This window comes from Candidatus Oscillochloris fontis, from assembly GCF_004138135.1.
Taxonomy (GTDB): domain Bacteria; phylum Chloroflexota; class Chloroflexia; order Chloroflexales; family Chloroflexaceae; genus Oscillochloris; species Oscillochloris fontis.
In genome coordinates this window covers 46077-66686 of sequence record NZ_RYFD01000006.1, presented here as the reverse complement: position 1 = coordinate 66686, position 20610 = coordinate 46077, and the positions used below count along the sequence as shown (strand labels likewise).

At 57.2% G+C, this 20610-nt stretch carries 11 protein-coding genes; 4 read left to right on the top strand and 7 right to left on the bottom strand.

The features are described 5' to 3' along the window. Positions 1–23 precede the first annotated feature (23 nt). Positions 24–692 (top strand): peptidase associated/transthyretin-like domain-containing protein, encoded by a 669-nt coding sequence (locus EKD03_RS04365; protein WP_129627968.1) that lies wholly within the window; start codon positions 24–26, stop codon positions 690–692. A 478-nt stretch (positions 693–1170) separates the two neighbouring features. On the opposite strand, the gene EKD03_RS04360 is transcribed toward EKD03_RS04365, so the two are convergent. The 7 genes from EKD03_RS04360 to EKD03_RS04330 form a co-directional block, all read right to left on the bottom strand. Beyond that, on the bottom strand, positions 1171–2304 hold the full coding sequence (locus EKD03_RS04360; RefSeq protein WP_129627966.1) for a L,D-transpeptidase: 1134 nt from the start codon (positions 2302–2304) through the stop codon (positions 1171–1173). A 132-nt stretch (positions 2305–2436) separates the two neighbouring features. Then, positions 2437–7815, bottom strand: a complete 5379-nt coding sequence (locus EKD03_RS04355) for an FG-GAP repeat domain-containing protein (protein WP_129627964.1) — start codon at positions 7813–7815, stop codon at positions 2437–2439. 34 nt (positions 7816–7849) lie between these two features. Continuing rightward, positions 7850–11311 carry a WD40 domain-containing protein gene (locus tag EKD03_RS04350; protein WP_129627962.1) on the bottom strand — a complete coding sequence of 1154 codons (3462 nt, stop codon included), beginning with the start codon at positions 11309–11311 and terminating at the stop codon, positions 7850–7852. A gap of 27 nt (positions 11312–11338) precedes the next feature. After that, a complete protein-coding gene (locus tag EKD03_RS04345; protein WP_129627960.1) occupies positions 11339–13423 on the bottom strand; it encodes a CHAT domain-containing protein in 2085 nt (694 codons plus the stop codon). 69 nt (positions 13424–13492) lie between these two features. Next, a complete protein-coding gene (locus EKD03_RS04340) occupies positions 13493–14194 on the bottom strand; it encodes a DUF4388 domain-containing protein (protein ID WP_129627958.1) in 702 nt (233 codons plus the stop codon). 71 nt (positions 14195–14265) lie between these two features. Then, positions 14266–14721 carry a 4-vinyl reductase gene (locus EKD03_RS04335; protein WP_129627956.1) on the bottom strand — a complete coding sequence of 152 codons (456 nt, stop codon included), beginning with the start codon at positions 14719–14721 and terminating at the stop codon, positions 14266–14268. A gap of 451 nt (positions 14722–15172) precedes the next feature. Then, the gene (locus tag EKD03_RS04330) at positions 15173–16732 is read right to left on the bottom strand and encodes a helix-turn-helix domain-containing protein (protein ID WP_129627954.1); all 1560 of its coding nucleotides are present in this window, start codon (positions 16730–16732) and stop codon (positions 15173–15175) included. A 392-nt stretch (positions 16733–17124) separates the two neighbouring features. On the opposite strand from EKD03_RS04330, the gene EKD03_RS04325 reads away from it, so the two are divergent. The 3 genes from EKD03_RS04325 to EKD03_RS04315 all read left to right on the top strand — a co-directional run bounded on the left by EKD03_RS04325 (position 17125) and on the right by EKD03_RS04315 (position 20610). After that, positions 17125–18465: an extracellular solute-binding protein gene (locus EKD03_RS04325; RefSeq protein WP_238613384.1), complete on the top strand. Its 1341-nt coding sequence runs from the start codon at positions 17125–17127 to the stop codon at positions 18463–18465. An 82-nt stretch (positions 18466–18547) separates the two neighbouring features. Further along, positions 18548–19768: a carbohydrate ABC transporter permease gene (locus tag EKD03_RS04320; protein WP_129627952.1), complete on the top strand. Its 1221-nt coding sequence runs from the start codon at positions 18548–18550 to the stop codon at positions 19766–19768. After that, positions 19765–20610, top strand: a complete 846-nt coding sequence (locus EKD03_RS04315) for a sugar ABC transporter permease (RefSeq protein WP_129627950.1) — start codon at positions 19765–19767, stop codon at positions 20608–20610. Before EKD03_RS04320 ends, EKD03_RS04315 begins: the two co-directional genes overlap by 4 nt.

Genomic DNA, 20610 nt, shown 5'->3' with positions numbered 1-20610 from the left:
GCCGTAAGAACAAGGAAGATCGTATGCGAAAACACCTGAGTAGCTTGATCCTGATGGGGTGTGGCATCTTGGCACTCGTGCTTGGAATGATGACAATGTCGATGCCCTCAGCAGTTTCTGCACAGGAACCTGAACCATCCCCACGCCCTGGCCTTCCTGGCGAAGGTTCGGATCGTAAACCCACTGCGGTTGTTCCTGGTCGGCTAACAGGAACGGTCATTGATCTTCGCACAGGGATACCAGCAACGGGTATTACCGTAGCGGTTGGGGATCAAACGATCAGTACTGACTCAAATGGAAACTACGATATCTGGTTGGTATCAGGCAACTATACGCTCGATCTGGTGCTGACTGCTCAACAGGGGACTGCGATTCAGCCTGCACAGGTGGTTGCAGTGGGTGCTGGGGATACGGTAGTTGTCCATCTCTTCTTCCGTAGCACAGAGCCTACGGTTACGGTGCAACCGGTTATCCAGCCAACCGCAACACTGGTTCCGGTTGTTCCCACCAGCGTGCCAGTTGCGACCCCTCAGATCCCTCAATCGTTGCCCAATACCTCAACGTCAAGTGATCTGGGTACACCAACAACCTGGCTCCTGATCGGGGTGATTTTGATTGGTATGAGTCTTGTGGTACGCTTTGCGCCTACTCAGCGCCGACGAACCCACACGAATGATAGCGATAAGGGGTAATCTGGCCCTCACCCCCCCTAGCCCCCTCTCTCGCGTGCGAGAGAGGGGGTATTGCTTTTCTGGTGCTGAAGCGCTTGTCATTCCGAGCGCAGCGCGGAATCCCGACCGGCAGTGGGTTGCCCGCAGGCGATGCTTCGCCCCTACATGAACCCCGGCCCCGCGCATGCCACGGGTGCGCCACCATTCCCTGGCTCCCGTAGGGGCGAAGCATCGCGCCCCCGATGGCCTGGGGAACCCCAACATGGTTGGGGGGCGATGCTTCGCCCCTACATGAACCCCGGCCCCGCGCATGCCACGGGTGCGCCACCATTCCCTGGCCTCCCGTAGGGGCGAAGCATCGCGCCCCCGATGGCCTGGGGAACCCCAACCATGTTGGGGGGCGATGCTTCGCCCTACGGGTGCGTTGCGGCATACCCAATGTTCTCCCACCCCGCCATATCCACGATATCGAGCGAGCTTTGCTATCTCCAGATCTCTTCTACCAGCGCACCGTTACTGGGGTGCCCATCGGTGCCCAATTGTAGAGCCAGGCAGCTTGGCTGAGGCCCACATTGATACAGCCGTGGCTCATGCGTACCCCGCTGCCAAAACGATTGTGCCAGTAGGTGCCATGAATGGCAACCCCACCCACAATGTACATCACGTGCGGCACATCGGGGACGCGGTAGTATTCACCGCCCAGAGTGCCCTCCATCGTCTGCGAGCGGATTTTGGCATAGACCGCAAAGGTACCAATCGGGGTATTGAAGCCATCACGTCCGGTTGAGACAGGCGCATCATAGATGAGGGTCTGGCCCTCGTAGGCATAGAGCCATTGGTCGCTAATATCCACAATCATGCTCTTGCCACTACTACTTGTTGCTGGAGCCACCGGTTTACTCGTCGGGCGGGGCGTGGCAGCCGGGCGGTTAGTCGGGGCTGGGGCGGGGGTGGGGGTTGGTTCGATGATCGTGGCACCATCATCACCAACTCGGATCGCATTGTCGGGGGTGACCGGGGCAGTATGGATACCGCGCAGCCGGGCTACATCACGCCCCAAGCCACTCATGGTGACTGCTGGCGTATTTGTGGCGCGGTACTCAAGCCGGGTGCGCTCGAAGTACTGGACGTGGATCAATTCCGATCCGACATATTCCCAGAGTGGTTCGCTGATCGGAAACCCGAAGACCTCGATGTCACCATTGGCCTCCCAGAACTCGCGGAAGGGTGAGCCAAGGGTATGCTTGGTTTCAGTAAAGAAGCGGGTATCGGCTTGGTCGGCGCGGCTGGTTGCGGCGGGGAAGCGCCGTGCGAGGGCGCGACTATACTCGTGCCCTAAGAGGCCGCGCACAATTGCATTGCCATACTCCGGGTGGCGCTCCAGCCGCCCAAGAACAAAGTACTGAACCGTGAGATCGCCATCGGTAAATGGCTCACTGATCGGCGCACCGAGGGTCTGCGGGCCATGACTGGCACGCCAATAGCCCAGAAAGTCATCGCTGAGGTGGTGTCCAGTCGAGACAAAGAAGAGGCGGTCGGGATTGGCACGGCTCAGCGCTGGGTGGAGCCAGAGAGGTACGAGTAGCCCCAGAATGATCCCGATCTGCAAGATGTGGCGCATGCGTCGGTGCATAGTTCACCTGTCTAATGCGGTGCGGGTTCGGGGGCTGCGCCCCAGACCCGCTTTTTTCTCTGATGTGGGCGGCGCAGCCGCCAACCACCACCAAACATTGGGGTTTGGGGCGTTGCCCCAATAGCCTACTGTCTAGCGCATCACCAGCGGCAGATAGACAGGATTCTTGATCACGATTCCATTTGGCCCGACTTCGCGGATGGCACTGTTGCTCCAAGGAATAGTGACGCTAGATAAGATATTCGCACCATTACTGATCTGGATTGTCATCATCTCCTGCGTGACACCACACTGAGGGTGTTCGCCATCAAGAGCCAGCATATCCAGTGCAAACCCGATCTGCCCACTAGCAACATTCCGGGTTGTGCTCGTGCCACAGACGGTTGTTCCGTTCATGGCTTTGACACTCAGCCCGGTTTGGGGTGTAAAGCCCCAACTACTATCGAGGAATCCATACACGTTTGAGGGCGGCGGTGGCAGTAGCATCGCATTCAGGCTCGTATCGGGAATGGGTAGGGCAATTGTGCTATTGGCCGTGGTCAGGTAGATCCAGTAGCTCTCGCTCTCCTGCATCTGGGTTAATTCTAGCACCCATGCGGGGATCATGGGATCGGGCGTAAAGACCTTCCATGGATCATTGGCATCGTTCGGATCATAGCCATAGAGCATGGTGTAGGCTTGCTGTTCGGCAGCCGCACTGAGAACTTCTGTCACCGGGCCAGTGGCACCGGGGTAGGAATAGACGAAGTTCCAGCCCGCACGGTTGAATGTGAGGCGTAGGCTCGTGACCAGTACATAGATGCCGGGGGTAGGCTGGACTTTCACCGCTGCCTCGTTGCGGGCCGTATCAACACGAGTCTCCAACTCTCTCCAGCGGGTGCCATCGTGGAAGAGGACACGCACATCACGCTCCAGACCGAGGGGCACATCGCCCTGGCTATAGCTGAGACTCAGCGCCAGGGGCTTATCCACCTGACTGAGCATCTCTGGGCGCGAGGCGAGCAGGCGGTAGCCCTGGCCGACCTGAGTGGCCCAAGCGGGTAGGGTGGGTAGACTCGCTGCGCGTTGCAGCGCGAAGAAGTCGCCACTTGGGAAGGTGGTATCTTCGGCAAAGATCGTTGCCTGGCCATCGGGAGAGACGGCGGGCGCATTGCGGCGTGAGCGGCGGGGTGGTTGGCTGCGTGGGGCCGGGTTGCCTCCAATCGCGTAGTCGCTGATCGCCTCGCGGCGTGGTGTGGCTTCATCCACCCAGATGTGTAGCAAGCCCTCCTCAACAATGCTACTCAGGGCAATATTGGCTGTGTAGAAGCCATTCTGAAGCGGCGCACTCACCAGTACCGGCGCGATCTCGCCCTCACGCGGGAAGAGCCGGATCTGGAGCGCAGTGGGTGGGGTTTGCCCTTCAGTGATGGTACTCTGCACTGGGATGCGCACCTGGAGCACCATGGTCATCGCGGTAGGATCGGTCTGCGGTGTGATCTGGATCTCCGGCTGCCAGTCGGGGTAGTTGGCGGTGAGTTGCAGGCCAGTGGCGGTCAGGTTACACCCGAAGAGACCCTGGGCAGGATCGAAGAGACACAGCCGATCCCCACTGCGGAAGCCGCGTGCGAGCACTTGGCCGGTAGCGGGCACACCCAGATCAATCGGGGTGGCATTATTTGCCGGGAAGATGAAGGCGCGGGCAACCGGGCTGGGTGTGTAACGACCACCACCGGGGGCAATGATGCTGTAGAAGGCTGCGGCAGGCGCGGCAGTGCCCGTGGCGCTGGCCTCGGCCACCTGGAGCAGTTGGAGTGGCAACAGGCTTGGCCCCGGATTACTCTGGGTGCTTGCCGGAACATTCAAGCTGAAAGTAAAACCATGCTGCGCCTGAGTACGGGTATAGAAGTGGGTGATGCTGCCCCACTCGCTCATCCCACTCCCCAGATGTTGGAGCGTGGTTTGGCATGCGCTCGGCCAATCGCTACTGGGGCGAAACTCACTCGAACTATCCACGTAGGGATCATACATGGCGCTGCTACAGCCGGTGGTGGGTACAAGCAGGCTGCCATCGGGGCTACTGATCTTGCCCAGGTAGGTCTCATCAAGATAGAAGACATAATGACCGATCTCATGCGCTAAAGCGCGTGCCCACTCTTCACCATTATCAATCTGGGGGTTACCATCACTATTCCATGCCGAACCCATCCGAATATAGCCTGGCTCATAGGTGGCGCTCTTTCCCGATAGATAGGTGACACTGGTGGGGGCATTGACGATGCCGCCCTGGGTGGCATTGGGGCGCAGGTTATTGGCGGCGTAGATACGCAGATCGACCCCGCGCTGAGTGACATTGCCCTGGGCATCACGCACATGGCTCCAGCGCTCTTTATTCTGGTAGATGGTAATACTGCCCAGAGCAACTTGGCCGTTGCTCCAATCGTAGAGTACCTCGGAGGTGCGTTGCAGGCGGTTGCGTAGCGCCTGCATAAAGGCCGCATCTTGGCGCGCATCCCATTCGATGCCGATATTGAGATTGAGCAGCAGGAGCGGATTGCTAGGGTTGACAACCAGGGTTTGGGTACCACCCGTACTGCCAACTGGCAGCGTATTCAAGCCGCTGCTGGTGGGGGCTGCACTGGTATAGGCGAAGGTGAAACGGCTATCATCCTGATTGATGACGTGAAGCGCAACCAGTTGATCGCCAGGATTGAGCGGCGTGCGGCTGTTGACATAACCACTCTGATCGCTCAGAACCGGGCTGCCATTGAGGGAATTACTCAGGGGCAGACCAGCAAGATTCTGGCCATGCGGAATCCGATAGACCCGTGCGTTGGCGATAGGCTGGGCTGGTGTCTGGGTGTTCATGACGCGGGCAATCGTTCCACGCAACCGGAAGGGGAAACTGGAGGTGCCGGTGTAGCTATACTGGTAGTTCCCAGGAATCATACTGGTTGTGGGGCGATAGCTGGGGAAGGCGCGTAGCCGCACCACTGCCATATCAGACTGACCGATGACCTCGCTGGCCAGCGTGTCCCAACCAAAGGTATGGTTCACCCCTGTGGCACTGGTGGTTAGGTGCCGGGTGATGGTACTACCAGTGGGGATTGCCGGAAGCCAATTGCCACCCCCGTTGAGTGAATATTCGACATAGATATTGGCTGGATGACTCTCGGCATCGCGTAGCACATAGGGAATACTGATTTCGCCGCTGACGATACGACTCACCGCGAAGAAGTTAGCGCTATAGCTCCCGGTGCCACTGGTCTTGGTTGGGTAGGCGAGCGCGGCACGCGGCAGTTGATTCGCGGCACTGCTCGGAGTCTGCTGGAAGGCATAGACCCGATTGGAGGTACCGCGATTCGCGACGGCCAGTTCGAGTTGACCATCGCCATTCATATCGCCCCAGGCGATAGACTGGGTATTGCTGATCTCAGCAGATGACCACGTGGCATTCTGGCTCAGTTGCCCGCGCTGATTACGATAGATGCGCAGCGGTTGCCCGTTATTCCCAGCGGCCAGATCGAGATCGCCATCGCCATCCACATCGCCCCAGGCAATCGCGGTGGTGGTATCGGATTCATTTGAGGCCCACACCGCGCTTGAGGTCAAGATCCCTTGATCGTTGCGATAGACGCGGTTGGGTTGCCCCTTATTCCCTACTGCCAGATCGAGATCACCATCGCCATCCACATCACCCCAGGCGATGCTAGAGAGGGTATTATTCTCCTCGGCGCGCCAATAGGGCTGACCTTCTAGGCTCCCATTGGTTGTTCGATAGACTTCATTTGCGACGGCGAGATCAAGATCACCATCGCCATCTACATCACCCCAGGCTACAGCGGACGTATTGCCCCAAAAGCTGACAGGAAGAGGGGTACTTGGATTGAGCGTTCCACTCGTATTCTGGTGGAACCTGAAATCGGTGTCGGTTCCGACGGCAAGATCGAGATTGCCATCGTTATCAGCATCAGCCCAGGCCATGCTAAAGGTGAAAAAATCTGTAGAACTCCAATTGGCACTCGTACTGAGCGTGGAGCCATTATTGAGATAGAGTCGCCGTGGTTGACCGTCATTCCCAACGGCCAGATCGAGATCGCCATCGCCATCCACATCACCCCAATCAAGATCGGTGGTGGTGCTGGTCTCATCGGCGTTCCATGTCGCACTGGTTTGGAGCATCCCGCTCTGGTTGAGAAAGACCTGATTGGGGATGGAGAGATTACCAACCGCCAGATCGAGCCGCCCGTCACCATTCATGTCGCCCCATGCCACCTTGGAACTGTAGTCGGTTACGCTGTTTTCCCAAACAATGCTGCCGCTGAGACTGCTCTGTCCATTCAGGTAGATGCGACTATTAAGCTGGTTGCCGACGATAAGATCGAGATCATTATCGGCATCAATATCTGCCCAGGCGAGACTCGCAGTTCTATCACCATGGGTTGCTTGCCAATCCGCAGTTGTACTGAAGGTTCCACCTGTATTGAGGTAGATGCGATTCTTTCCGTTTGAGTTGCCGACACTCAGATCGAGATCGAAATCCTGATCAACATCAACTAAGGCGACATCAGTGCTATGATCGGTCTCGGTTGGAATCCAAGGCGATGTAGCCCAGGTCATGATTCCTTCTGATAATGAAAAATTGCCATTGTTGTTGATGTAGACGAAGAGCGGTTGCTGTGGGCTAGGCGTATTATTACCTACCACCAGATCTTGTTTGCCATCGCCATTCACATCACCCCAATCGAGGGTCGTGAGGCTACTGGTTTGATTTGTGGTCAGGTAGGCACTTGTCTGAAGTGATGTACCAGTATTGCGATAAATGCGGGTTGGTTCAGATTCAAACAATTCGCCATTACCTACGGCGAGGTCGGGTTTTCCATCGTTATCTATATCACCCCACGCGACATATTGGGCATAGCTTGCTTCACCAGATTGCCAAACCGGGGTTAAACTTAAGACCCCACTTGTATTGGCATAGATCAAGGCATTTCCTTTTGAAATTTCGCCTAGATCATTCACATGGGTTGTTTTGGCAATTGCCAAATCCAAGTCCCCATCTGCATCAACATCGGCCCAGGCAACACTAGGGACTGATTCTAGCGAATTGAGGTCGCTGGCCGTCCATACGGCGGTGGCACTGAGCAGACCCGCATCGTTGCGATAGAGGCGGGCACCAATGGCAAGATCGAGATCGCCATCATTGTCTACATCGCCCCAGGCGAGCCCGCCACTGTTGCGATCAGTTGCCGACCATACAGATTGAGTATCAATAACGCCATTGTTATTACGATATACCCGTAGCGGTTTTGCTCCACTACTTATGGCAAGATCAAGATTACCATCATTATCTACATCACCCCAGGCAAGATTACCTACATTTGCAGCATCGGTAGAGAGCCAGTATGATTGTAAGGCAACTCCAGCCGCCTGTGCCATAGGAAGACGCGAAACAACCGGGAGATCAATCATCGTGGTGCTGATCAGAACGATGATGAGCGTGAATGATACGGCATAACGTGGGTGCAGCATAGGTTTTTCCTTAAGAAGCTAACCGTTTTTCAGATCAACACCCATCAAATTGTCCATATGTTGTACATTCAGATCGGCTGGCGGGCCGCAGCGTGGTTTGGGTGACGAGCCTGAGCAGATCTGCGGTGCTTACCGGCATGATCCGTGCAATACCATCGGCACTGGCACTAACGATACTGCTTCCCTGTGGGTGGTAGTTCACCGTATAGACCTCGGATGGATGTGGTAGTACCTGGATCTGTTGCAGGGTAGCCGCATCCCAGATCCGTACCTGCCGGGTGCGTTCGGCGCTGGCGATGTGGGTGCCATCGGGGCTAAAGGCGAGATCGGTGAAGGCGCTCTGGGTTGTGATCCGAGCCACTTCGCGGCTAGTGCTGACCTCCCAGATAGCCAGATCTCCACTATCATTGCCCGCAGCCAGCCAACGCCCATCGTGGCTGAAGGTTAGCCCCTGCACGATCTCGTTACTGCGGAGTGTCCAGGTCTTGCCGAGGCTCTGACCAGCGGCATCCCAGAGGCTGATCTCTCCGTTGGCGACACTTGCGATCATGCTTCCAGCGGGGCTAAAGGCAACAACGGTAACTTCATCACTATTCGTTGTGGGAAGATTGATGATTTCGCTACCGTCGGTGCAGTCCCAGATACTCAGGCTGCCATCGCGGCTGGCACTCACTAGCCGCTGCCCATCAGGGCTATAGGCTATGCGGTTAACCTGATCGCTATGACCTTCTAACCGTTGATTGATAGTGCCACTCTGGGGGGTGATCAAAAGAATGGTGCCATCAATACTTCCCACGGCGATCTCAGTGCCTTGCGGATGATAGGCGATGGTAGCGATTAGGATAGGAATTTCGATACTATAGAGCATCGTTTCGTCAGACTGATTCCAGATCTGTACCTGTGTTGCTCCATAGGTAGCCAAAGTGTCACCAGCGGGGCTAAAGATCGCCCCGTAGGCTCCGTCAGCGGGGGCGAGGCTGAGATCCCAGGTGCGCAACGTCCCGTCGAGGCTACTGGTGATTAGTTGGGCACCATCGGGGCTGAAGATGGCTCCGCTGAGTCCATTCTCGTGCCCCATGAGGCTGAGGATCATGCGGCTGTTATTCATTGCCCAGACCTTGGCACTGCCATCGGCACTGGCCGTGGCAAGTCGGTCGCCAGTCCTACTAAAGGCTACGGTCTCTACGGTGGTGACATGGCCACGTAGGATATCCAGGGCACTGCCATCACTGCTCGCCCACAACCGCACACTCAGATCGGCTGAGCTACTGGCGATGACACTACCATCGGGGCTGATGGCCATCCCGGTAATAAGGTCTTGGTGAGCGGGGAGGCTCCAGATCAGATCACCTGTCAGCACATCCCAGAACATGATCTGGCCTGCGAAGTCACCCGTAGCGAGGTAGCGACCATCGGGGCTATAGGCAATGGCCCACACCTCACTTCCCACCTCAAGGGTGTAGATGGGTTGATCCTGGTTGCGATCCCAAAGCCGGGCAGTGCCATCGGCGGAGCCACTTGCAATAACGCTACCATCGGGGCTGAAGGCGACGGCAAGAATATCATTGTTCATAACCTCAGCACCGCTCTCTGGATGGGCATCAAATTGGTACGCAACCTGTCCATTCGTGATCGCCCAGATCATAATCTGATCGCTACTTCCCGCCGCCAGATAGGTACCATCGGGGCTAAAAGCGAGGCCAAAGGTGGGTAACCCGGCATCATTGGCTGTGATGTGTTGGATCTCCTGGCCTTGGGCGCGATCAATGAGGTGGATCTGGCCATCACTGGCGTTGGTGGCAATCATGCGACCATCGGGGCTGAGGGCGAGGTCTTGCAGGCCGCGTTCACTCACGCGGATGATCTGGCGCACCCGCGAGGCGGCGAGGGCTTGGTGCAATGCCTCTAGCGTTTCGGGTGGAGCGGGATCACCGGCAGCGGCACTGGTGGCATAGGCGGCGTGGGCCAGGATGAGGCTGCGTTGGGGATCAACCTGTAGGTTGCTGACGGCAGCGGCGGCCAGTTCCCGTGAGCGGGCTTGGCGGGCATTCTGTTCGGCTTGAATGCGGAAGGCGTTGGCAATGAGGGCCAGAATGAGGGCAATAACCGCCACAACTGCCACCGCAATACTCAGATTGCGCAGCAGGGCGGCGCGTTGGCGTGCGCGGCGACAGAGATCGAGGAAATCGCGTTCGCTGGAGGTCAGGCTCTTGCTGTGCTGGGTGGCCCACGCCTCAGTTTCAAGCAGACTTGCGCCCCGTAGGAGCAAGCCTTCGGGGCGACCTTGCTGCTCCCAGAGCTGGGCTTGGCGTTGCAGGGTACTCAAATTCGACTCAAACCAGAAGGCATTGTTGGCCTGGATCGGAGCGATCAGGCGGTCGTGGGCCAGTTCGTACCATGTGGCACCGCGCCGTGGTTCGGCCCGCACAAGGTAGGCGTCAATCAACAGAGTAATGGCGCTATTCTCCAACCCCGCACTACTTCCGGCCCCCTGAAGTACCTGACCGCGTACCCCCTGAGGGGTAATTAGTTCATGCTCAAACCAGTTGCGCAGCGTGCGTTCCGCAACCCCACTGGCTTGGGCCACCGAGGCCGCCCGTTCGGCGTAGTAGTCGCCGAGGGCAGTACCGACATCACCGAGGGCATCAATCTGTTGCGCCGAAATACTTGTCGTACCGGGAGGCAAGCGCTCCCAGAGGCGTAAGCCAACCACCTGAAGTTGCACCGGCTCAACACTGGGGCCAAGTTCGCTCCGGATGCTGCCATCGGCCTGTTGGACATTCACGCGGCGCAGATCATCAATCAGGCGGTTGGCCTGAGTTGTAGGAATATCCACCCCGGCGCTGCGCAATGGTTCGCACAGCGCCTCAAGTGCGCCTTCAACCCCCAGCAGATCGAGGCGGAAGTGGGCAGCGAGGCGGTTGGGGAGCAGGCGCATAAAGGGTTCAAGTGCGGCCACATACTCTTCGCGCACCACACACAGCACCCAGAGGCGTGGTTGTTGCAGCGCCGCGCCCAATTCGCGGAAGAAGACCGCCTTGGCATCCTGATCTGTTGGATCGCGGGTGAGTACTTCTTCAAACTGATCAATAATCAATACCGTATCTTGATCTTTAGGGATACGCTGGGTGAGATACTGTTTGAGCGAGGTAGCCGAGATCTCAGTGGTCGAGATCTGATCGTCATCGGCTTGGCCCTCTTCCAATGCGAGCAGCATGGCGCGCACATAGCGATTGCCGACCCAACCAGGAGGAGCCTCCTCACCGACGCGCACGGTGGGCAGAACGACAAAGTCGCGTTCTGCGAGCAGCGGTAGCAGTGCGGCTTGGATGAGCGAGGTTTTACCGGCCCCGGAGGGTGAATGGAGCAGCACCGCACGTTCAGCCACCAGCATACTCAGGAGGGTGCGGGCCTCATAATCACGCCCATAGAGGCGTTCACCCACTTGGAAGGGGCGGGGACCACGAAAGGGCGGAGTGATCGGGGTATGGCTCATAGATACTCACTCAGTAGTCGCTCGACGTTAGCGACGACGCAGACTCGCCCGTTCGGGAGCAGCGGGTGGTGGGGCAGCCGCGATCTGGGCCAACAATTCACGAGTAAAGTCTTCGACACTTCCCCAGAAGATACTAATATCGTTATAGTCGAAATAGCGCTCGAAGTAGCGGCGGGCCTGCACGGGGAGCAAGAAGTAGTCCTCATCGGGGGAGACCTGCCCGGCGATATTCGCATACTTACTGCGGCGAGCGCGGCCCTCTTGTTGCAGGAGGCTACGGTAGAGCACGCGGAAATCCCAGCCATCAATGCGATAGCCAAGCAGGAGCAGAGCGGTATCGGTGAGGGCCTCGCGGACAGCCAAAGGAACCAGATCGGGCACGCGGGCCACGCGCAGCAAGAAGTCGAAATGATCGTCCTCTGTCAGTACCAGTGATTCGGGTTCGGCGAGGATACCGAAGAGGTGGAAGACCAGGGGCCGTTGGGCAGTAGGCAGGTAGCGCGGCTCATCGTCATAGATCGAGGGAATCGACTCCAGTTCGGGGCGCCAGCGGCAGAACTCGATCAGCGGATCTTTCCCAGCGGCGCGTAGCGCCTCACTGAGCAGACTATGGTAGGCGGTCGTCAGGTAGATCGGAAAGGGCTGTTCGGCCAGCACTTTGTAGGGATCATAGGGATTGCGTTCACGCTGGATCTCACCAACCACAGCCAAGAGATCATAAATATCGGCCTGTTCCGCCCCTTCGGCGAGATCAGCAGCGAAGCGCTGGGCCAGCGTATGGCGCAGGGTATCCACCAACTCCTCGCGGGGGAACATAGGAGCCTGGCTAATCGAGAGATACTGTGTGACATCGTGCAGTTCCTCGCGCTCGTGGGCTGCGAGCGGGAAGTTGTAGCGTTCCGCCCACTCGCTGGCGAGGGTACGTAGTGACGTGATCACCTGTTCATCAAGCGTTGCGCCGATGATCGGAGTAGCTTGGCCACGGGTAACACTGCGCACAATGGTGGGCCACTTCTCGAAGGACTGGCGTTCATCGGCAAAGCCGGGCACATACCAGATGCGTCCGGCGCGCAGACGCATAAAGAGCGCGGGCATCCAGCTATCGGGGCGATGGCGCACAACGCCGCGTGCCACGGTGAGGGCGCGATCAATCTGGCCATCGCGGCTCAATTCGCGGAAGAGTGCGGGGGTAAAATCGGCGATAGTCTCCATCGAGATCTTGCCCTGCATCGCAATGACCGCCGGAACCCCAGCCTCAGCTAAGAGTGGCCCCAGGGCATTCAGGGCCACCCCAGCGCTATCACCGGCACTTTCGCAGGAGGCCAGCACGACGAGGCGCGGGCGCTGATCGAGTTCGCGGATGCGTTGGGCAAATTCCACCCCGGAGGTATGGGCAACCGTACCGTTCTCATCTTCGAGCCAGAGGGTAGGCAGACCTTTAACCAGTGAGCCGTGGCAGACCAAATAGAGCAGATCGGCACCCTCGCGTAGAGCGGCAATAATTCCGGCGATGGTAGCCTGACCGGGTTCACTAAGCGTTAGCGTTGTCATCCCGGTTAAGCCCGCCTGAGCGCGGGCAAGTTCGGCGGGGGCATCAATCGGAGCCAGACGAAAGCGAACCAGATCGGAGGGTGCGGCGACCGCAATGAGCGCACGCAACTCGTTTTTGGGGCGCAGCGTAATCGGACGCCAATCACCGGCGGCGAGGTAGCGTGAGAAGAGCAGGCGTTCATCGGTGAGCAGCGGACGATCTTGTTCGGGGTCACGCAGCATTTCCCAGCGCAGGGCGTGTAACTCAGTCGCGCCGACCCCTATCACGAGGCGCAGGCGCAGGGGCAGATCAAGCGACTGGGCACTGGCGCGAGCCTGGGCGAAGGCGACGCGCAGTTCTGGGGGGGCGAAGAGTGCCGCCGTGAGGGACTGACCATAGGCAAGCGGATCGAGTTCAAGGGCACGCAGGGTTACGGGATCAATTGTAACCAGGATTGGTTCGGAGGAGTTGAGGCGAATATCGGTTGCGCTATCGGATTGGGTATAGCGCAGGTCAACGCTATAGGTATGTTCACCACGGGGATGCAACCCGATCTCAAGATCGGCAGGAGCAGCAGCCATAGGATTGCCTGCAATAAAAATGGAGGAGCCTTTGAGGCTCCTCCATTATACACAAGTGAACGAACCAGACTAAAGATTCTGCACCTTACGAATAATGGCTCGCAGCAGGACATTATTTGCACCTGCGGGTGCGCTCTCTGGCTTCTTATTCGTATTGGTGACCCGATTAGCCCAAATGGGTGTAGGTGCTGTAGCATAGGCCGGGCGGATGGGTTCAGCCAAGGGGTTCCGCAGCAGACCACGGTCGAGCAGACCCTTGGCCACCGCGAGAGCCTGTGAGGGGGCAACACCGAGATCGCGGCTTACTTCTTCCACAGTACGTTCATTAAAGAGGGCACACAACAATTGCCACTCTTCGCGATTGATCTCGATTCTATCATCGCTCACATCGGGGCGATTATCTATACGGAGGAGATCCGTTGTTTGCAACGTAACGTGAGCCAATGCACGTTGGCGTTCGGCCTGTTTAAGAATCTCAGGGAAGGTTGCACGGATTTGGATCGGTTGATTATCGAGTGCTTTATCGTGAACAAAGATAAAATTGGCATGATCCCAGAGACACATCCGGATCATGGCCTCAGTATCAGAGGCGACGAGTGTCCGCCCTGGCATTGCGAAGAGGGACGCATCAGCGATTCGCCCGCGGCTAATCGTGATCTTGCCCTGTTCACCTCCTTGTGCCAGGAGCAGACGGCCAGAACGTTGGCCAGTGACGAAGATATCAAAGAGATCTTCGAGCGAAATATCACGCAGTGTTCCCTCGAGTGCCATAATTCCCTCTATCTCTGTTGATGCTTGATCGGGGAGTCTTCATCTCATGGATCAGGCATCAAACATCACAACTAAATGGGCGTAATCTGGTAGACACACTGTGGTGCACCACATGCTTGACACTCTAGCTCTTTACCGCTCATACGTACCCCTGTGAGGGCGTGGATCGCACCGATGAAGACGCCGAGGGTAAAGGCGCAGAGTGGTTCGCTCGCATGTTGATTGGCAGTACAGGCACTCTCAATGATATGTACCTCATACCCACCATCGGGGAGCGTTGTAATTTGCTCAACAATGCAGAGGCGCGTGCCTTCGACACCAAGGGCACCATTGAGCTTTTCCTGTATCTCAGCAGCATCGCTCATCTTACCGACAAGGCCGAGCGAGACGATAACATCGTAGCCACGCTTACGACCGGCGGCAATAATTGGTGCGCGTCCGGCTACATCTTCAGTGGTGTTGCGCAGATACTGGAAACAGACCAAGTTCATAAAGGGGCCGAGTATTTGGCGGTTGTTGGCAGTCATTGCAAGCTACTCCTTAGGTATGTTGGCGGGGTGCTTATGTGATAGTGCTACGTTACCACATCTTTACCTAATCTGAAGATATTGCTTGGTTGTATCACTCCCTATTGGAATTTGGGGAACCTTCGTCTCTATTTGTTTGTTGTTTACATAAAAATAGGAAAGGAAGGTCTGCTGCTACCAAGGCGATCCGGTGTTGGTTTGCCCCGCACCGGCGATGTTACTATTATACAACCGATTGTGTACAGCGTGCATACCGTTCGCATGTCTGAAGTGTGTGGCATGGTTGAAGAAGATGAAAGAAAAGTGTTTTTTGTGTATTCTTTCTTAGATTACTATAAGTAATCGTAATATATGTCATAAAAAACTGTGCCGCGTGAGTAGGTATATTGTGTGGAGATGAAAAGATTTTTATCACCACACCAACCAAAACCTTAGTTGGTGTGGTGATCTTCTACGAGGCTTCATCGAGGGTTGCGAGCACGCGATGCGCCCGCAGTGCTAACCAGAGGGCAAAATGTTCCTCGGAGTTATCGAGATCCATGCCACTAATCTCCTTGATGCGATCAAGGCGATAGAGCAGGGTATTGCGATGCACGTGGAGGGCTTCGGAGGTGGCACGCAGGTTGCCAAGGTTAGCGAAATAGGCTTCGAGGGTTTTAATCAGATCGGCGCGTTGACGGGTATCATAATCGGCGAGTTTGGCCAACGTTTCGCGGTAGAAGGTCCAGAGTTCGGGGGTTTCACGCAGGCGTACCAGTAGGCGGTAGACTCCCAGATCACTAAAGGCGAGAACGCGGTCGGTTCCAAAGAGTTGGCGACCCAAGATGAGCGCCTGTTCGGCTTCTTCGAGGGTACGCCGCCAATCGGCGAGGGTCGTCACTTGGCCACCAATTGCGACGGCGACGCTGGGGTAATCAACCCGGAGGCGTTCACGGATCTGCTCGATCAGATCGCGGGGGCGGGTGGTGCCACTGATCGGGATCATGGCGAGGACGTTGGTATCGCGGCGTGAGATGGGGGCGGTGATTCCCCGGCGGGTGAGTTCGCTCTGCACACTACTTGCGACCCGCCCAAGTGCTGCGGGGTTGGCATCATCGAGGTTAATCAGCACCGCCATATGGGGCAACGTCAGGCTATAACCGAGTTCTTGGCCACGTTGGATGGCAGCGGCAAGGTCGCTTGGTGGGCCAGTCAGGATATTGGAGAGAAAATCGCCACGTAGGCGTTCTTCTGCTGCTTGGACAGCCTGTTCTTTGGCGATCTCAAGCGCCATTGCAGCGGCTCCGCGCAGGGCCGATTCGCGATCCCATGGATCGAGTTGGTTACCGGCTACGGCGAGGTAGCCACTAGGGTAATCGGTCGAGCCGATCACCTCGACCCAAATCTGCTGATTGAGCAGATTGGCCTCGCCTTTACTGGTTGGACGGAGCGCTTGCAGGGCGATGCGGGCTGATCCTTTGCTGCGATGGCTGCGTAGTTCGCCATTGGGCGCATAGCACGCCACACTCTGGCCAGTACGTTCGGCTAGGGTGTCAAGTAGGCTAGGGATACCTTCGCCAGTCAGGGAGCGTTGGGTGAGCAGATCGTAGAGTTGGGCGCTCCGGCGTTCAAACTGGGCTTCATAGTCGGCAATGAGGCGCGTAATTTCGCGTTCGACATCGCGCAGATCGGTGCCACTAGGGAGTTGCAGCAGTGGGAGCTTGCCCTCCTCAGCGGCGGCGGCATCTTCTGCCGTAATCGCACCTAGCGCGATCACACCGGCAACCGGCACGGGCGCTTGGGCAAGGCGGCGAACAAGTGTTGCGAGGGTCAGCCGTGTGTCCAGGGCTCGGGCAGCGTCGACCGAGAGCAGGGCCAGCTCACCGCCGCGCAACTCTGCGAAGGCGGGTAAGGTGGCACGCAGCGTTGCAACCCAGGTCACCTGACGCCCCACATTGGTGGAGCCTGCGGCGATCATCGTCCCTAGCGGTAACGCGAGACGAAGAACGTCGCGGACAGTGACTGATGGCATGGTGTTGCATTCTTCATATACTAGGACTCATATCTATTATAGCACGGCAATCTCTACCTTCGGTGGGGAGTTCGGGGACGGCTGCGCCGCCCCCGAAGATCTTTTTTGTTGTTTTTTGGCGGCTACGCCGCCAAAAAACAACAAAAATTGAGGTTTGGGGCTTCAGACCCAAGGACTTTGCACATGCCCTGTGATACTGGCCCAATACCTTGCGTTGATACCATTCAACGCGGTATAATTCTCATTCATCCTCTCGTTCGCCCCCTTCGGTTTAGCGATTAAGAAGGGAGGTGGTCATCCATCAATCGTACAGCGTGCGGAGGTAGCACAAGTTCCCCTGTTTCTCAATTCGGGCCAATGATGGCCACTTTTTGCTAAGGAGCAATAGGACTATGAAACGCTTTCATCTCTCATTCGCGGCCTTGATCGCGCTCTTGGCGCTGTTCCTTACCGCGTGTGGTGGTGCTCCAGCGGCATCGCCAACGACTGCCCCGGCGGCAACGACGGCCCCGGTTGGTGATGCGACGACTCCCCCGACAGACGCGACGACTCCCCCGACAGACGCGACGACTCCCCCGGCAGATGCGACAACTGCCCCGGCGGGCGAGGTGAAGATTACGATCTGGCACCAGTGGGATGGGAAGTATGTGGATGCGATTGCCGCTGCTTTCGATGCCTATGAGGCCAGCCATCCGGGGGTGACGATTGATCTCTCCAAGCCGGATGATGTCAATAATGCGTTGATGGTGGCCATTCCGGCGGGTGAAGGCCCCGACATCATTGGCTGGGCCAATGATCAGATCGGCCAGTCGGCGATGGCGGGTAGTATCGTAGCGCTCGATGACTACGGGATTACGCAGGAGTTCCTCACCAGCACTTATGAGCCGGCGGCGGTGAATGGTGTCGTGTGGCAGGAGAAGATTTGGGGCTTGCCGGAGAGCCAGGAGGGCATCGCGCTGATCTACAACAAGGCGCTGGTTGCTGAGGCCGATCTGCCGACGAGTTTGGATGATCTGTTGGTGAAGGCGACCGCCTTCCAAGAGGCCAACCCCGACAAGACCTATGTGTGTAACCAGGGTTTTGGCACGCAAGACGCCTACCATGTTGCGCCGATCTACTTTGGGTTTGGTGTACCGGCCTATGTAGATGATGCCGGTGTGGCCTATGTCAACACTCCAGAGATGATCCAGGGTGGTGAGTGGCTGGCGGCGATGAGCAAGGTTTCGCTCTCCGAGCAGAGTTATGACATCTGCAAGGCGGCTTTGGCTGAGGGTAAGGTGGCCATGTGGTGGACCGGCCCGTGGGCGATTGCGGGGATCGAGGAGGATGGCGTGGATTACGGTATCCTCTCGATGGGTAAGCCGTTTGTGGGTATCAAGACCCTGCTGCTTACCAAGAACGCCGTGGATCGCGGGAATGCCGAGGTTGCGCTCGACATTATGAAGTACTTCACGAGTGCTGAGGTGCAGAAGGTGATTGCGCTGGCAAATAAGACCATCCCGGCTGCAACGGCTGCGGTGCAAGATGCCGAGATTCAGGCGCTGCCAACTCTCGCAGGTTTTGGGGTGGCGATGAATGCGGGTGTGCCGATGGCCAACACCCCGTTTGCGTCGGCCCAGTGGACTCCGGTGGGTGATGCGAGCATTGCCATTTTTAGTGGATCGCAGGCTCCGGCTGATGCGTTAGCTGCTGCCCAGACGGTGATCGAGGACGCCATTAGTCAGATGAAGTAGGTATCTCGTTTGTTGGTGTTTGGCGGCGCAGCCGCCAAACACCAACAAACGAGATCTCCCGAATCCCACCGGAGGTGACTTTATGGTCTCATGGTCAGCCCGGCGGAAGGCACTAACGATACTGCTCTTCATTGGGCCAACACTGATCGGTATTCTGCTGTTCAGTGTTTACCCAATTGTGCTCAGTACCTATGTCTCCTTTACCGACCGCAATAAGTTTCGCCCCAATCCTGATTGTACGGTGTTCCTGACGGGGTTGTTGGAGCCACTCTGTTGGCCGCAGTTCCGCGACCGTGCCCCAGTGGGGTTGGGTTCGCCTTATGGCCTGCAAGACCCGATCTTCAAGAACTATGCCGATCTGTTGGGGACGATGTTTACCCCAACTGCATTAGGTTCGATGTTCTTGATGGTGCTCTGTTTCTTGCCGCTGATTGCCGCGTGGGTGCTCACCAAGCGCTTTGCCAAACTAGCGACGCCGCCTGTCTCTCGTACCACACTCTGGTGGGGAGGGCTAGGTTTGAGTTTGGTGTTGGCGTTTGCGCTCAATATCGGCGCGGCCTATAACGTGCTGATGGATACCGGCGATTTTGTGGTGGTGGTGGGGCGGACCCTGATCTTTGTCATAGCGCGGGTGCCGCTCAGTTTTGTTTTGGGCTTGACTTTTGCACTGATTCTGAATAGTGAACATCTACCGGGGCGTACCTTCTTTCGGATTGCGCTCTTTATTCCTTGGGCCGCATCCTCGTTGGGTATCCTCATGGCGCTGATCTGGCAGTTCTTCTTCCGTGAGCAGGGAACGATCAACCAGGTTCTCAGCATCTTTGGCCTGACGGGGATGGCATGGCTGAAGGATCCCTTCACCGCCTTTGCGGCGGTGGTATTGGTTGATACGTGGTTCTCGTACCCCTTCTTTATGATTACCATCTTGGGGGCGCTGCAATCGGTGCCGCACGATGTGTATGAGGCGGCGGATCTGGATGGCGCGAGTTGGTGGCAACAACTGACCCGCATCACGCTGCCCTTGGTGCGCCCCGCGATCTTGCCTGCCACCGTCCTGACCTCGATCACCGCCTTCCAGATGTTCGGGACGGCCTGGGCGATCACCCAGGGCGGGCCGATCCAATCGGTGGGCAAGCCGGGGGCGACCGAGTTTGTGATCGTCTATGCCTTTAAGCAGATCTTCCAGACCCAGAACTATGGGCGGGCGACCGCATTTGCGGTCATTCTCTTCATCTTCCTCTTTGCGCTCACGCTCTATAGTTTGCGGATGACTAAGATCACGAAAGGGGCATTTGAGTCATGAGACGCAAACCGACCACAGCGGCATTGGTGCTGCAATATAGCATTTTGATCCTCGGTGCGCTCTTTGCGATCTATCCACTCTGGTTTGCCCTGATCGCGTCTGGGCGGGTGGGTGACCGGCTCTATACGCTGAATCTGGCGGGGATGTTTGTGCCCTTGGAGTGGACGTTCGAGAACTATCGCACGATGCTCTTCGATAAACCACTCTTGACGTGGTTGCGCAATAGCCTCTATGTGGCGAGTGTTACCACCGTGGTGTCATTAGTGGTGACCACCTCAGCCGCATTTGCCTTCTCGCGCTTCAAGTTCTATGGGCGCGAGTTTGGGTTGATCTTACTGCTGGCCATCCAGACCTTTCCGGGGGTGCTCTCGCTGGTGGCGGTGGCGCAATTGCTCACTGCACTCGGTTTATATGGGAAGCACGAGGGCTTGATCCTGGCCTACACCACCAGCACGCTCGTCTTTAGTACCTGGAATATGAAGGGCTACTTCGATACTATCCCGGTGGAGTTGGAGGAGGCGGCCCAGATTGATGGCTGTGGGCCGGTGCAGTCGTTTGTGTTGATTGCGTTGCCACTGGCGCGCCCGGCGTTGGCGGTGACAGCGCTGCTGGGTTTTTTGGCGGGTTGGGGCGACTTCATCTTTGCCTCGGTGCTGGTACCTGCACCCGATTCGATGAAGTTGGTAGTGCCGGGGCTATACAGTATGGCGAACAGCCAGAGTGTGCCGTGGGGCTACTTCGCGGCGGGCGGCTTACTGATCATCATTCCAACTATTTTGGTCTTCCTCTTCCTCCAGCGCTACCTGGAGTCGGGGCTGACGGTAGGTGGCGTAAAGGGGTAG

What these genes read in the sequence shown, in the direction of transcription:
- EKD03_RS04365 (WP_129627968.1), top strand. Translation starts at nt 24, where the DNA reads ATGCGAAAACACCTGAGTAGCTTGATCCTGATGGGGTGTGGCATCTTG.
- EKD03_RS04360 (WP_129627966.1), bottom strand. Translation starts at nt 2,304, where the DNA reads ATGCACCGACGCATGCGCCACATCTTGCAGATCGGGATCATTCTGGGG.
- EKD03_RS04355 (WP_129627964.1), bottom strand. Translation starts at nt 7,815, where the DNA reads ATGCTGCACCCACGTTATGCCGTATCATTCACGCTCATCATCGTTCTG.
- EKD03_RS04350 (WP_129627962.1), bottom strand. Translation starts at nt 11,311, where the DNA reads ATGAGCCATACCCCGATCACTCCGCCCTTTCGTGGTCCCCGCCCCTTC.
- EKD03_RS04345 (WP_129627960.1), bottom strand. Translation starts at nt 13,423, where the DNA reads ATGGCTGCTGCTCCTGCCGATCTTGAGATCGGGTTGCATCCCCGTGGT.
- EKD03_RS04340 (WP_129627958.1), bottom strand. Translation starts at nt 14,194, where the DNA reads ATGGCACTCGAGGGAACACTGCGTGATATTTCGCTCGAAGATCTCTTT.
- EKD03_RS04335 (WP_129627956.1), bottom strand. Translation starts at nt 14,721, where the DNA reads ATGACTGCCAACAACCGCCAAATACTCGGCCCCTTTATGAACTTGGTC.
- EKD03_RS04330 (WP_129627954.1), bottom strand. Translation starts at nt 16,732, where the DNA reads ATGCCATCAGTCACTGTCCGCGACGTTCTTCGTCTCGCGTTACCGCTA.
- EKD03_RS04325 (WP_238613384.1), top strand. Translation starts at nt 17,125, where the DNA reads ATGAAACGCTTTCATCTCTCATTCGCGGCCTTGATCGCGCTCTTGGCG.
- EKD03_RS04320 (WP_129627952.1), top strand. Translation starts at nt 18,548, where the DNA reads ATGGTCTCATGGTCAGCCCGGCGGAAGGCACTAACGATACTGCTCTTC.
- EKD03_RS04315 (WP_129627950.1), top strand. Translation starts at nt 19,765, where the DNA reads ATGAGACGCAAACCGACCACAGCGGCATTGGTGCTGCAATATAGCATT.